At 43.9% G+C, this 14598-nt stretch carries 12 protein-coding genes and 1 pseudogene; 9 read left to right on the top strand and 4 right to left on the bottom strand.

Translation table 11 applies throughout. The features are described from left to right. The first annotated feature begins 30 nt into the window (after positions 1–30). The 9 genes from BFO_RS11090 to BFO_RS11135 all read left to right on the top strand — a co-directional run bounded on the left by BFO_RS11090 (position 31) and on the right by BFO_RS11135 (position 9260). A complete protein-coding gene (locus tag BFO_RS11090) occupies positions 31–825 on the top strand; it encodes a zinc ribbon domain-containing protein (protein WP_041591332.1) in 795 nt (264 codons plus the stop codon). Between the two features lie 75 nt (positions 826–900). Next, complete coding sequence (gene tilS, locus BFO_RS11095; RefSeq protein WP_041590891.1) at positions 901–2220, top strand: tRNA lysidine(34) synthetase TilS; 1320 nt, start codon at positions 901–903, stop codon at positions 2218–2220. Between the two features lie 223 nt (positions 2221–2443). Continuing rightward, the gene (gene rho, locus BFO_RS11100) at positions 2444–4420 is read left to right on the top strand and encodes a transcription termination factor Rho (protein ID WP_041590892.1); all 1977 of its coding nucleotides are present in this window, start codon (positions 2444–2446) and stop codon (positions 4418–4420) included. Between the two features lie 261 nt (positions 4421–4681). Further along, complete coding sequence (ahpC, locus tag BFO_RS11105; RefSeq protein WP_014225827.1) at positions 4682–5248, top strand: alkyl hydroperoxide reductase subunit C; 567 nt, start codon at positions 4682–4684, stop codon at positions 5246–5248. Positions 5249–5479: 231 nt separating this feature from the next. Beyond that, entirely contained in the window at positions 5480–6172 is a 693-nt protein-coding gene (locus tag BFO_RS11110) for a hemerythrin domain-containing protein (RefSeq protein WP_014225828.1), read from the top strand. Further along, positions 6169–6771: a response regulator transcription factor gene (locus tag BFO_RS11115; RefSeq protein WP_014225829.1), complete on the top strand. Its 603-nt coding sequence runs from the start codon at positions 6169–6171 to the stop codon at positions 6769–6771. Before BFO_RS11110 ends, BFO_RS11115 begins: the two co-directional genes overlap by 4 nt. A 499-nt stretch (positions 6772–7270) precedes the next feature. Then, the gene (locus BFO_RS11125; protein WP_014225832.1) at positions 7271–8038 is read left to right on the top strand and encodes a threonine/serine exporter family protein; all 768 of its coding nucleotides are present in this window, start codon (positions 7271–7273) and stop codon (positions 8036–8038) included. A 4-nt stretch (positions 8039–8042) separates the two neighbouring features. Then, entirely contained in the window at positions 8043–8528 is a 486-nt protein-coding gene (locus tag BFO_RS11130) for a threonine/serine exporter family protein (protein WP_014225833.1), read from the top strand. A gap of 3 nt (positions 8529–8531) precedes the next feature. After that, on the top strand, positions 8532–9260 hold the full coding sequence (locus tag BFO_RS11135; protein ID WP_014225834.1) for a DUF6064 family protein: 729 nt from the start codon (positions 8532–8534) through the stop codon (positions 9258–9260). A gap of 53 nt (positions 9261–9313) precedes the next feature. Here BFO_RS11135 and BFO_RS15145 read toward each other — a convergent pair. The 4 genes and pseudogenes from BFO_RS15145 to BFO_RS11150 all read right to left on the bottom strand — a co-directional run. Continuing rightward, a pseudogene (locus tag BFO_RS15145) lies at positions 9314–9538 on the bottom strand (transposase); the annotation flags it as partial. A gap of 158 nt (positions 9539–9696) precedes the next feature. Continuing rightward, positions 9697–11277, bottom strand: coding sequence for an Omp28-related outer membrane protein (locus BFO_RS11140; protein ID WP_014225836.1), 1581 nt, complete (start codon positions 11275–11277; stop codon positions 9697–9699). Between the two features lie 272 nt (positions 11278–11549). After that, positions 11550–11981, bottom strand: a complete 432-nt coding sequence (locus tag BFO_RS11145; protein WP_014225838.1) for an META domain-containing protein — start codon at positions 11979–11981, stop codon at positions 11550–11552. Between the two features lie 552 nt (positions 11982–12533). Beyond that, on the bottom strand, positions 12534–14438 hold the full coding sequence (locus tag BFO_RS11150; protein ID WP_014225839.1) for a biotin/lipoyl-containing protein: 1905 nt from the start codon (positions 14436–14438) through the stop codon (positions 12534–12536). Positions 14439–14598: the final 160 nt, after the last annotated feature.

The following is a 14598-nucleotide window of genomic DNA, read 5'->3' on the forward strand; positions in this document are numbered from 1 at the left end:
CCCACCGTTGCCCGAACAGAAGGAATAATCATGGAAGAGGGAACTTCGACTCCGGTTGCAAAGGGTAAGGCCGATAACGAAGATAAAGAATATACGATAGAAGAACGGTTATGTTCGCTCTATCAGTTGCAAACCATCATGACGGAAATCGATAAGATCAAGACGTTGCGTGGAGAGTTGCCGTTAGAAGTGCAGGATTTGGAAGACGAGATAGCCGGACTGGAAACGCGGCTTCAAAACTATCAGACCGATATTGAAACGAATAAGACGAATGTGATTGCATATAAAAATAAGATTTCCGAGTCGAAAGAACTGATGGAAAAATATAAATCACAATTGGATCATGTGCGTAACAACCGTGAGTTTGATAACCTCTCGAAAGAAGTGGAGTATCAAGGGTTGGAGATAGAATTTGCAGAGAAAAAAATCCGGGAATTGAACGCTGCGGTTGATGTCAAGAAGCAGGAAGTCAAGCAATGTAAAGAAATACTCGAAGGGCGAAAAGGGGATTTGGATATGAAGAAAAGCGAGTTGGAGGAAATCATATCCGAGACGCGTCAGGAGGAAGAGAAGCTCCGCGACAGAGCCAAAAAATTGGAAGAAACGATCGAATCCCGTTTGTTGACTGCTTTTCGACGTATCCGCAAAGGAGCGCGAAACGGTCTGGCTGTTGTTGGTATCGAACGTGATGCATGTGGAGGTTGCTTCAATAAAATTCCGCCTCAGAAACAAATGGACATCAAGCTACGCAAAAAAATTATCGTTTGCGAGTACTGTGGCCGTATCATGATCGATCCGGTGTTGGCCGAAGAGAATAAGTCTTAATTATATATTTGGAAATTGTTTTCAGCAGGGATATCGGGATGCTTGTCCGTATCTCTGCTTTTTTATTCTCCCAATATGCTCCGAACCATCCGCAAATACATCGAACGGCACAATCTGCTCCAGCCTGATGTTCAGATCATCGTGGGGCTCAGCGGAGGAGCGGACTCCGTGGCTCTGATTCATGTATTGAACCGACTGAACTACCCATGCATCGCAGCCCATTGTAACTTTCATCTGCGCGGAGCAGAAGCGGATCGCGATGAAGCCTTTGCCCGTCAGATTGGAGAATCGCTCCAAATCCCATTCGAAAAGAAAGATTTCGACACGGTAGGATATGCTAATACTCACAAAATCTCTATCGAGATGGCTGCACGAGAGTTGCGCTACCGATGGTTCGAGACGCTTCGCACAACTTACCATGCTCAGGCTATTGCGGTTGCCCATCATCAAGACGACAGCATTGAAACCGTACTCATGAACCTGATTCGGGGCACCGGTATCGGCGGACTGCACGGCATCCGACCGAAAAACGGATACGTCGTCCGGCCGCTGATGGCCGTCAGCCGATCTACCATCGAAATATGGTTAGAACAGCAAAAAATAACGTACCGGCAGGACAGCACGAACCTTTCAGATGCATATACCCGTAACGTTATTCGTCTCCGCCTCCTTCCTCTGATGGAAAAAATCAACCCGTCCGTGCGGAAAGCGATCTTGCGAACCAGCCAACATTTGTCTGATGTTGAAATGATATACCGGTCTGACATCGAAAAAAAACGCGCCAGCCTGCTCGACGATCGGGAGCGCATCTCTATCAGCCGTCTGCTACAGTCGGAAGCGCCCCCCACTGTTCTTTATGAACTGATTAAACCTTACGGATTTACACGTGAATTGACACAGACGATCTTCAACAGTCTATGCGGTGAACCGGGCAAAACATTCTTTGCTCCCGAAACCGATTATCAGATTTTGAAAGACAGGGAACACCTGATCTTATCCCAAAAGCACAACCGAGACGAAACGATATATCCGGTCGAAGTCGACGGCATACTCCATACTCCCATCAACCTCCGAACGGAAGTACGGGCCGTCGATCCTTCGTTTATTATTCATAAGCATCCTTGCGTAGCCACCTTCGACTGCGATAAATTGACCCTTCCGTTGACTTTACGCACATGGCGTCGGGGAGACTGGTTCATTCCTTTCGGGATGAAAGGACGCCAAAAACTAAGTGACTACTTTTCCGACCATAAATTCAGTCGCTTGCAAAAAGAACAGACGTGGTTGCTTTGCTCCGGAGAAAATATTGTATGGATTGTCGGCAGACGTACGGATCATCGTTACCGTGTTGGGAGCACTACCAAAAATGTGTTGATTGCAACTGTTTTTGAGTAAAAAATTTGTCGTTCATAAAAAAAAACGCTATATTTGCAGCGTCTTCAACCGTTAGTAGGGTAAAAACGAATAATCTCTCTCTCGGGGAAAAGACAAACAATCCGGACTACATAAATTTTGACTGATTATTAACAAAAGCAAAGAAGGTATGGAGGGTATCTTGTTCATCACAGGATGATCGACTTTCCGGAATACCGAAACTCATTTGCTCTATTTATATCGTATGCAGAAATATAATATTCTTGAACTCACGGAAAAAGAACTTCCCGAATTGCAACAGATCGCAAGCGATTTGGGAATTAAAAAGATGAAATCCCTTGAAAAGCAGGATTTGATCTACAAAATCCTTGACGAGCAGGCTGTTTCATTAGCCGGTATCCAAATGGAAAAAGAAAAGGAAAAAGAAGCTCGTAAATCGGAGCAGAAAGCTAAACAGGCTACTGCACGTAAAAACCGGGTTACTGAGAAAGCTGTTCCTCCAACGGATTCCGATAACAGCACGCAAACAGAAAAAGTAAAGCGAAGACCGGGACGACCGCGTAAGAACCCCATTGTCCCCCCTCCTGTTCCTCCTAAAGTCGAAGCGACCGACCTCGCTGAAAAGCCTCGTCGGAGACCGGGACGTCCCAGAAAGATTCAGAGGATAGAAGAGAAGCCGCAAGAAACAAATGATTCGACACAGAACGTATCATCTCCAACGGTAAAACCTATTCCGGAAGTGTTGCCGCTTGCCGAAACGGTGAACGAGCATGTAACGAAACCGGTTGAAACGACTTCTGCAACTTCGGTCGAAACCGGAGCCCTAACCGGAACGGTCGTGAAAACAGACGATCCGGCTCGCAGAGAAAAGACGGAATCGCAACCGGAAGAAAGTCCCAGGAGGCTGATATTTAAACATGCGAACGATACTCCTTCGGTGCTCGATCAAGTGTTGCCGATGCAACCACCTACTCCTCAACGCGAAAAACAACCGAACGAGGGGAAGAACAAGCCGCAATATAATAATCGGACGAATAATAACAATCCCAACCAACGCAATGTTCCGGCCAATAATGTGCCGGCGTACGATTTCGATGGAATCCTGACAGGAACAGGGGTATTGGAAATCATTCAAGACGGATACGGATTCTTGCGCTCGTCGGACTATAATTACCTGACTTCGCCGGACGATATTTATGTATCGCAATCCCAAATCAAACTTTTCGGATTGAAAACGGGAGACATCGTCGAAGGCCCTATCCGTCCGCCCCGAGAAGGGGAGAAGTATTTCCCGCTGGTGAAAGTCGACAAAATCAACGGACGCTTACCCGAAGAAGTGCGTGACCGTGTGCCTTTCGATCATTTGACCCCGTTGTTCCCGGATGAAAAATTCATGCTGACTGCCCGTCGATCGCCGAAAGTGTTTGATCATATTGCAGTGCGAGTGGTCGATCTCTTCTCTCCGATCGGTAAGGGACAGCGCGGTTTGATCGTTGCCCAGCCGAAAACGGGTAAGACGATGCTGTTGAAAGACATTGCGAATGCAATTGCAGCCAATCACCCTGAAGTGTATATGATTATCCTGCTGATCGACGAACGCCCCGAAGAAGTAACCGATATGGCGCGCAGTGTCGACGCCGAAGTGATCGCTTCTACATTCGACGAACCGGCTGAACGCCACGTAAAAATTGCCGATATCGTACTTAATAAAGCTAAACGAATGGTGGAATGCGGGCATGACGTGGTTATTCTTCTCGACTCCATCACCCGTTTGGCACGCGCCTATAACACCGTCCAACCGGCTTCCGGAAAAGTGCTTTCGGGAGGAGTGGATGCCAATGCATTACAAAAACCGAAACGTTTCTTCGGTGCAGCCCGAAACATCGAAAACGGAGGCAGTCTTACCATTCTGGCTACAGCATTGACCGACACAGGATCGAAGATGGACGATGTGATTTTTGAAGAATTTAAAGGTACGGGAAACATGGAGTTGCAGTTAGACCGGAAACTTTCGAATAAACGAGTATATCCCGCTGTCGATATCATTGCCTCAAGCACGCGCCGCGATGATTTGTTGCAGAGTGATAACACCATCAACCGAATGTGGGTATTGCGTAAATACCTATCGGATATGAACTCGATCGAAGCTATGGAATTTGTGAAGAAACAGATGGAAAATACCCTTGATAATATGGAATTTTTGGCCTCGATGAACGGATAAACAATCATCTGATCAAACGAATAAGAGCAGGAGCAGGGCTGTCCGAAGGTCGAAGATCGAACGGATAGCCTTGTTTGTCCGGATAGGTTTTCAAGAAGCATGGTCAATGTGTGAAATAAAGAAAACTCTATGAATGAAGATGGAGACGTCGAAAAATATTCCCGGACGGAAGTTGCACGGGAAAAGAAAAATACGTATCTTTGTGTCGAAATTGTAATGATTTCAATTTGGTATTATATAAAAAAACAAATTCATTAAATTATGGAACCGATTATTAATTCGCAAATTCCTGAATTTAAAGTTCAGGCATTTCACAATGGAGAGTTTAAAACCGTATCGAACAAGGATATTGAAGGTAAATGGGCTGTCTTCTTCTTCTATCCGGCCGACTTTACGTTTGTTTGTCCTACGGAGCTGGTTGACATGGCCGAGAATTACGATCAATTCAAAGCGATGGGTGTAGAGATTTATTCCGTGAGTACCGATACGCACTTTGTCCATAAAGCATGGCATGACGCTTCCGAGAGTATTCGCCAAATCAAGTATCCGATGCTTTCCGACCCGACAGGATTGCTCTCGCGCGCTTTCGGCGTGATGATTGAAGAGTCCGGAATGGCTTATCGTGGAACGTTTGTTGTAAATCCCGAGGGTAAGGTGAAGGTCGCTGAAATTCACGATACCGGCATCGGACGCAATGCAGACGAATTGCTTCGCAAAGTTGAAGCGGCTCAATTTGTTGCTGAAAATGACGGGGAAGTATGTCCGGCAAAATGGAAAAAAGGTGCATCTACACTTAAACCCAGCATTGATCTCGTCGGTAAGATTTAAGTTGCAGATGTAGGGTTTTCTTTTGGGAAGAGGCTGTCTTTGTGTGTTGTGCACAGATAGCCTCTTCTCATCTTCCCTCAATCCCGTTCAACAGAACCTGCTAATCCAAATGGCTTCACGATATCCCCTTTTATGGTGATTTATCAGATTATATCCCCATAAATAGGGAGAAAAAATGACCGGTTTTGTGATAAAAACAATTACCTTTGTCATCAAAAAAAGAAAAAATCTATGGAGAAATTGCTGTTCTCGGAAAAAATGAAATTGGCCGATCTCATCTCGGTTAATCATAGTCTCATACTTATGTTGCCGCGTTTTGGCATTCCTCTTGGATTCGGGGATAAAAGTGTAAAGGAAATATGCCTCATGAACGATGTATCGGCAGACTTTTTTTTGCTTGTGTGCAACGTTTATGCCTTTGATTCATATCTTCCTAAACGGAAAATGATCGAATCGACTGACATGCGCTTGCTTGTTCCTTATCTTCTGGCTTCGCATCGTTATTACATGTACGAACATCTGCCCCATATCGAATGTCATCTTTTAAATGTTATCGATAAAGTAAACCCCAAATATGGAGAGGTGCTCAAGCGATTCTTTAACGATTACAAAAGCGAGGTTGGAGAACATTTCAAATACGAAGAGCAGACCGTATTTCCGCATATTCAGGCGCTCTTGTCCGGCGAGGTCCATGACTCTTACCGTATTCGCGATTTTGCCGAAGCGCATAGCAACATCGAAGATAAATTAAATGATTTAACTCAAATCATTTTCAAATATCTGCCCGCAAACGCTTCACCCAAAGAATCGATCGAACTTGTCTTTGACATTTTTCAACTTTCGACCGATCTTAATAAACATGCCCTGATTGAAGATAAGATTCTTGTACCCTATGTAGAAATGCTCGAGAGAAAAAAGAAATGAGCCGCAAAGAAAAAATACTGATTGTCGAGCCCGCAGCCATCGTAATCGAAGGGCTTATGCGGATTCTCAAAGAATTTTCCGAATTTGAAATACTTCCTCCCCTCGAAGATATGGACGATTTCAGGGAACGTCTCGTCGCAGCTCGACCTGATATCCTCCTGATTAATCCTACCATGCTTCCTTATTCCAAGAGGCCAGCCGTTTTCAGTCTTTTGCAAGATTATCCCAGGATGACGATCGTCGCCCTTGTCTACCAATATATCGATAGCTCAGTCCTACAGTCTTTTCACGGTATTCTCGAAATCAGGGAAGCACGAGAACGTATTCCCGAAATACTTACCGAAGCTCAAACCTCAGCATCCACCCATAAACTTCCGATGGATGCAATGAACTACGAACTTACGAAGCGAGAAACAGACGTCCTCGTTCTGGTTGCTAAAGGGTTGATGAGCAAAGAAATCGCAGACCGGCTTCACATCTCCGTACATACGGTCATCTCTCATCGTAAAAACATCACTCGTAAAACAAACATCAAATCTGTTGCCGGACTTGCGATGTACGCACTGATGAATAATCTTGTCGAAGAAGATTCCATTTGATCCGCTCTATAAGTTTTTCGGTTCATCCGGAGAAAATGGAGTGATAAAGTTCATCCAAAACAGAAAGGAAGCTGCTGTTTCTTCGTATAATTGAAAATTATACCAATAAATGTACGAGAGTATGAACAGCAGCTTTCTATACCATGGTTGGGGACTTTATACCCTCAAGTGTCATTGTGATGAGTACAAAAGTAAGAGGATTATTTTACATGTAACCAAGAAACCGGAAAAGTGTTGTCCCCAATACGGGAAAGCCCAATGGGTGAAAAACGGATATCAATTCCGTGATTTCACAAGGTTGCCCATCGGAGGAAAACAGGTGTATATTCTCGCTCTATTTGCACATTGCGAATGGTTTGGGCAAAGTCATTCTAAAGTAAACAATTTTATTCAGAAAATGAATATTGTATACAAATTTATGACATATAGATGATTACGAATTATTTTTTTGTATAAACATAAGTTTTTATAATTTTGCGGGCAAAATATTTTATTCGGTATGGATACGAACGAGTCATTGACGGCTATAAGTAAGTTTATCGTCGAATATTCATCTCACCTGATGGCAGCGGGCGTACACACTTCGCGTGTGGTACGCAACTCTAAGCGAATAGGCGAAGCTCTGGGTACAGAGGTAAAAATGAGTGTTCTACACAAAAATATAATCATTACCGTCAGCAATAAAGAGACACTCGAGACAAACAACGAAGTAATCGATATACCCGCACACCACATCAGTTTCGAGTACAATTCGGAACTGAGTGCACTGAGCTGGGAGGCGTTGGACAAACATCTGTCTCTCGAAGAGATAATGGCAAAATATCGTAAAATTGTTTCCTCTCCGATGATACATCCGCTTTTTGTATTACTCTTGGTGGGTTTTGCCAATGCATCATTCTGCAAGCTTTTTGGAGGAGACACTATTTCGATGGGAATCGTTTTTTCGGCTACGATTACAGGTTTTTTCCTCAAACAGCAAATGCAGAAGAAAAAGATAAATCATTATATCATATTCATCGTATCGGCTTTTGTTTCTTCGCTATGTGCATCTACTTCATTGATATTCGATACTACCTCAGAGATAGCGTTAGCCACAAGCGTACTGTATCTGGTGCCGGGAGTTCCGCTCATCAATGGAGTAATAGACATTGTCGAGGGTTATGTACTGACGGGATTTGCCCGCCTGACAGAAGCAGCATTACTTATTATAAACATCGCCATAGGGCTTTCGTTCACTTTATTGTTGGTAAAAAACAGTTTGATTTAAAGAAATGATAGCAATAGATATACTTTCCGACGGGTTCTTTGCCGCCATAGCAGGTATCGGGTTCGGTGCAATATCTGACCCACCTCTGAGGGCATTCAAAGCGATAGCACTACTGGCAGCCGTAGGACACGCCTGTCGCTTCTGCCTGATGACCTATCTGGGAATAGACATTGCGACCTCTTCGCTGGTAGCAGCCTTAACGATAGGTTTCGGCAGCCTGTGGCTCGGTAAGAAAGTTTACTGCCCTATGACAGTACTATATATTCCTGCACTGCTGCCGATGATTCCCGGCAAATTTGCCTACAATATGGTGTTTTCGCTGATAATGTGTCTACAAACGGTGAATGTTCCCGATAAATTGGACAAATATATGGGAATGTTCTTTTCGAATACAACGATAGTATGTACCGTTATTTTTATGTTGGCAGTAGGAGCGACTTTCCCGATGTTCCTGTTTCCGAGCAGGGCTTTTTCATTAACACGTCACTGAACTATGGAAATATTCTGGAAAACTATCGCATACTACAACTCTTCTACCTGGCTGCCTCAGATATTTATTGTCATTACAGGACTGGTGCTGACCGTATTGCTTGTACGTAAGCCCCGACGATGGATTAAGGAGGCGATGAAGATATATCTGACTGCACTATACCTGTGGATTGCCGTTGTATATTATTTCGTCTGCTGCGAGGAGCGAGACTACAACGATGTGATGGCGATGTTCTGGGTTCTTATGGCAGCAATATGGATATGGGACATAATAACAGGATACACCGTCTTCGAGCGTACTTATAAGTACGATACAGTTGCGTGGATTTTGCTGGCAATGCCTTTCGTCTATCCTGCCATTTCGTTGGCACGCGGGCTCACTTTCCCTACCATAATCTCGCCTGTGATGCCCTGTTCGGTAGTAGTGTTTACCATAGGATTGTTACTCCTTTTTACACGTAAGGTGAATATATTTATGGTGTTGTTGCTCTTCCATTGGTCATTGCTTGGACTATCGGAAATATATCGGTATCAAATACCCGAAGACTTTATGTTGGTAGGTATCACTATTCCGGGACTGTATCTGTTTTTCAAAGAATATTTCCTGATGGGGGAGAGTGCTGATACCAAACCAAAAGTGAAATACATCAACGCTCTATTGATAATAGTCTGCTTAGGGCTTGCTGCCCTGCTGACCGCTACGAAGTTCAGTATCCTTATTCCGAAAAACTAACTATATAGTATAACTAATCGAGATGAGGATTTTTTTTGTTTTTTTATAAATGATTATTCGTATTTATACCCAAACTCATTTTTATAGGTTACGTAAGTTACTGGCAATTTTCCAAAGAGTGCTTCTCCCAAATATCTTCAATTGAACTTATAACAGAATTCATCAAGATAATTCTGCAGGAATTTGGGTTTGATGTCATGAAATACATTTATTAACTTTCGCCTGGCATTGCTGATGGCAATATGAACCTGGGGCAAGACTTCCCTCACCTTCTCTCTTTAGGTATGGCTTGAGAAATGAGAACTACCACCACATTTGGGACAAACCACACCAACTCAGTCACGATATACCTTGAACTTTTGTTTGCAACTTTCCTCATCTGGAATTGAGATAGAAAATCGATCAGTGTCATTGCCTTATTTTTTTGCAAAGAGATTCATTTTAGGTAAATATGCGAGGATTCATTTAATTTATAATCTACCGTTCCGTTTACCGGACACGATGTGACATTGTCAATACAATGTACCCCATTGACGGTTCGCAGTGTATACGCTACAATCCGACAATTATTCAGGTTCACGGTTCGTTTCAGTTTGATCGGCTTCGTATCGATCGTAAACGTGCGGGAGGCTTTCTTTCCTGTTCTGATTTCTCCCCAATCAATGCCTGTTCTTGGGTCGTCATCGGAGAGTTTATATGTGGCCACATGATTATGTACATAGTTGAGGTCTACCTCCTCATGGGTAATCATTTGACCATATACGATCCCGTCTTCGACAACGAACGCATAGAAATGATAACGATCGGTTTTGTTTGTCAGAATATTGGCTGTGAACTGAATCGTTCCATCCGTTACTTTTGACTCCATAGCAATACCGGTTTGTGAAGGACAGAAAGCATTCATGTAATCGATTGCCGAGATCAATTTTTGGGGGGTACTCGTCGGATAAATATTCACCTTTTGGTTGAGATCGACCAGTGAAGATGGCCACGAGGGGCAAAGCATATCAGCTGTTTTGCCAAGTACGCCATAGAGTGTTTCATAGTTGATACAGCGGTTCTGTACGTGCAATACAATGGGGACGATTCGGTTGGGTCGTTGTTTCCTTACATCGTTGATCGCTTGCGTCATGATGGGGCACGTGTTGCAGGCGGCCGATGCAAATTGTATGATACAAAACTGTTTGATGAAAGACAGCGGCACATAGGTTGCTTTAAGAGAAACCTCATTCGATTTTACATTGTCGTAAACGGCATAGAAGGTATATGTTTCGGGTTCGGTCGTTTTAAATGTTTTTCCGTCGTAAACCGTGTCAAGCGATCCTTTTTGCATGATCACGGCTTTCCCGGTCACATCTTTCCCGTCTGCGAAAACCGTGAAAACCGTTTCCTCCGAGCCGTTGGCTTTGATTTCGCTTTTGCTCAGTGTCAACGTAACGGCTTCCGTTGCCGATCGGATCGTTATTTTTTCCGACTGTTCTCCGTTGTATGTTGCGTAAAAAGTATAAATCCCGGACTTCTCGGTCGAAAAGCTATGGCTCTCGAGCTTCGTTTCGTTCTCTCCTTTCAGTGTAATGACTGCCAATGAAGTTACATCTTCATCGTCGGCTTTCACGGTAAACCGAATGATGTCCGTGCCGTTCGGTTTGAGGTTCGCCTTATCGGTTATCAACTTAATGACAACTTGTGTGGCTGTGACAGTGATCTCGTTCGACTTTTGTCCATCATATAGAGCGTAAAAAGAATAGGTGCCGGTTTTTGACGTGGCAAAGTTGAACTGATTAAGTCCTTCGGTCGAGGTCGATGATGAAGGCACGATAACCACACCTTCAACCGTTTCTTTTCCATCGACTTTGACGGTAAAAGTCAAAGAATCTTTCCCGTTGGCTTTGATGGTTGTTTTGTTGGCCGACAAGGTTACCGATACCGGTATGTTTTCTTTTTTATCGGAACATCCGAAGATACTTAAAACGAATAGAATGATTGCAATAAGGTTGAATGATCTATAATTTTTCATTTATTGATGTTTATGTTTAAAATACGGCGTAAAAGTACGGATTTATTGTTTGAACAAAATGTAAAAAAAGTTTCATTTTTGGAATGGTTGGTCGTTATAGACTGTTCATGAACTTGGGATATGAAGGCATATCTCCCGAAGTATGCAAAAAAAAAATTGAAAGTGAATTGTCTGTCGTCAGTGAAGATGGATCGAATTTTCGATAGAGTATTTATGGATAATTTTGTTGAAAAACGAAACGTGATATTCTTAAAAAAATAGAAAAGGCGGCCTCATGGGGCTGCCTTCTCAAGGGTCAACATGCTTTTCCCGTTTTTATCGGCAAGATGCAGTTGCTTTTCCGATTGTCCCGGTTTTACTTGCGTTACTTTTTCAAAAGCATCCAATATTTTGCTTTCCGTTTCCAGATCAGGACAGTCCATTATTGTTACGCGCGGTTCGGAAAACGACAAGGAGGAAGGTTGCTTCGCATCAAATTCCGTTTCCGTATTCATCAGGTTGCACCCTGCATTTCCGTGCAGACGGAGGGTGTTGCCTTCCTTTACGAATTTAAAGAAGGCTCTTTCTGCCTTTACAGCTTTGCCGTTTACTTCCACAATCTTCCAGCGACCGATCAGTTTCTCGGCCGTTACACGCTTCCCGCTATCGCAGGCAATCATTGCGGCGATACATGCCATCGCCAACATCCCATTCATTTTTTTCATTGTTATGTTTTTATCAATTATACAACGATAAGACGCGAAAAGAAAGCAAAATGTTTTGTAAAAGAGGTGTCTTTAGATAAAATTAACAAATTAGATTTGATAAAATCCTTGATAATAGGTCGTTTGTATCTGCTTGTCTTTTTACTGGCATCGTAATAATTGGGGTTTGTGTTGAATTGTGCGTAGATAAAAAAACACGGAGCAGTCCCCGAAAGAGCTTCGCGTGAAAAGGAAATGTCAAGGCCTGCATGGATTTTCTGTCTTAAACGCATGCTCGTGGCACAATTAGAATTATCTTTGAGGGATACTATTAATGTATAATCTCTTATAGATTAATTTTCAGTCGATTGAAGTGAAGAATGTTATCTTTGTGCATGGCACAAAGTAAGTATATTCATAGATCATAAAATGTGACAGTTTTGCTCTATCACATTCCCCATAGAAGGGGCGGATTTATTGGGGAGAAATGAAAAAAAAACGGGATGAACCTTTTAATTGGTTCTCCCGCTTTTATCATTTAATCGATAAATAGTGTGCTGCAGGCATCTGCTTTTATCCGATTTCAATCATGGGGGCGCCGGCTTGTATAGCGTCGCCTTGTTTCACGTAGATGCGAAGTACCGTTCCGTTATAGTCGGAAGTGATGTCGTTCTCCATCTTCATTGATTCGAGGATAAGCAGACTGTCATTCTTTTTCACCACGTCTCCTTCTTTGACCATGATTCGCATGATGCTTCCCGGCATCGGGCATTCCATGATGTGTCCTTTGACTGTTTTTTCGGTTGTCGGTGCGGCTTCTTGCTTTGTCTCGCTTTTCGCTTCCTCGGCAGGGGTTGCCTGTTTAGCCTGAGCATTGAATTCTTCTTCGCGTTTTTTGCGGAGGAATCCGCTGGCTACGGCAGGGAACAACTCCATCAACAAACTGTCTTTTTCGTCTTTGGCCAATTGCACGCCTCCGAACTCTTCGAGTACGGGATTGTCCTGACGTTTATAGTTCGACGTATCGTACGGCGTTTCTACCGGAGAGCCGGTGATTTGTTCGCGGAATGTGGGATCGACCGGAACGGGAGTTTTTCCGTATTCCCCTTTCACCAGTGCAATGAACTGATTGGACGGGTTGGCATATTTCGGCCGGCCGTTCTTGATGTTTAAAGCCGATACGACAGCTTGCGCTCCTACAATCTGACTGGTGGGGGTAACGAGCGGCGGCAGACCGGCGTCGAGGCGTACGCTCGGAATCAGCTTCATAGCTTCTTCGAGCAGGTCGAGGGAGTTGAACTGTTTGAGCTGTGCCACCATGTTCGTGTACATTCCGCCGGGGATTTCGGCATCCTTCACTAAATTATTCGGTTTCGGGAAGTTGAAGTAAGCTTCGATGGCATGACAAGCCGCCAGCAAGGCTGGTTCGTCGTTGTGGCGTACAGCTTCGATGGCTTTGTCAAATTCACGGTCGATTTCTGCCGGAAGCGTATCGGTCAGTGGGTTAAACGGTTTCGGGAATTGTTTTACGGCATCGAACGCGTCGAGTTCTTTGCGGATACCTAGCAATTCCTGATTGATCTTTGCCACAGCTTCCATGTTTACATCGAGTTCGACGTCGAGTTTCTTACAGAAGAGGTAGATCAGCTCGATAGCGGGGGCAGCCGGTCCACCTGCAAAATTCCAGATATTCGTATCCACAATATCGACACCGTGATAGATCGCTGTCAGAACTGCGCCCAAACCAAATCCGGGTGTACAGTGTGTATGGAAATCGATTGGAACATTCAGGTGTTTTTTGAACAGCGGGATCAGCGTGGCCACGCGCGAAGGCGGAATAAGGCCGCTCATATCTTTGATCGTGATCATATCGGCGCCGAGAGCCAGCATCTCTTTCGCCTTGTTCACAAAGTATGCATCGGTGAACACTAACTCATGCTTGGGGGCTTCAACTTCTTTCTTCCCGAAAAGACCGCTGAAAAAGCCTCCTTTTTTTGTTTCGGCCTTCGACACATCGTCATACTTGGGGTCTACGGTGTAACACACGGCGCAATCGGCCATGCCGCCATATTTTTTAATGGATTTAACACTCGATTTTACGTTATCTACGTCGTTCAGAGCGTCGAAGATACGCATCACGTCCAACCCGGAAGCTACCGCGTTACGGAAGAATCCGTCGATGATTTCGTCGGGATAGGGTGCATAACCGTAAAGATTGCGTCCGCGTGACAAGGCTGTCAGCTTCGAGGCGTTACCAACGGAGGCTTTAATTTTTTCAAGTCTGTCCCACGGGTTCTCTCCCAAATATCGCATGACCGAGTCGGGTACGGCTCCTCCCCATACCTCCATGGCATAGAAATTGGCATCTTTGTAGTAAGGCAACACTCTGTCGACCTGCGACTGGTTCATACGTGTTGCGAAAGCTGACTGTTGTCCGTCTCTCAATGTTAAGTCTCTGATTAAAAGTTTCTGCTTCATGATTAATCGTTTTTTTTTGAATGAGATTCGTTTTTATAATTTGGTTTGCTCTTTTATCTTATTATTAGATAGGTTTTCGCTGCATTTTCGATCGAATAGCAATGAAAACCAATCTCTTTTATCTCGTTTATTAGATAGTTTTATTTAATACAAAATACCA

This window comes from Tannerella forsythia 92A2, from assembly GCF_000238215.1.
Lineage (GTDB): Bacteria > Bacteroidota > Bacteroidia > Bacteroidales > Tannerellaceae > Tannerella > Tannerella forsythia.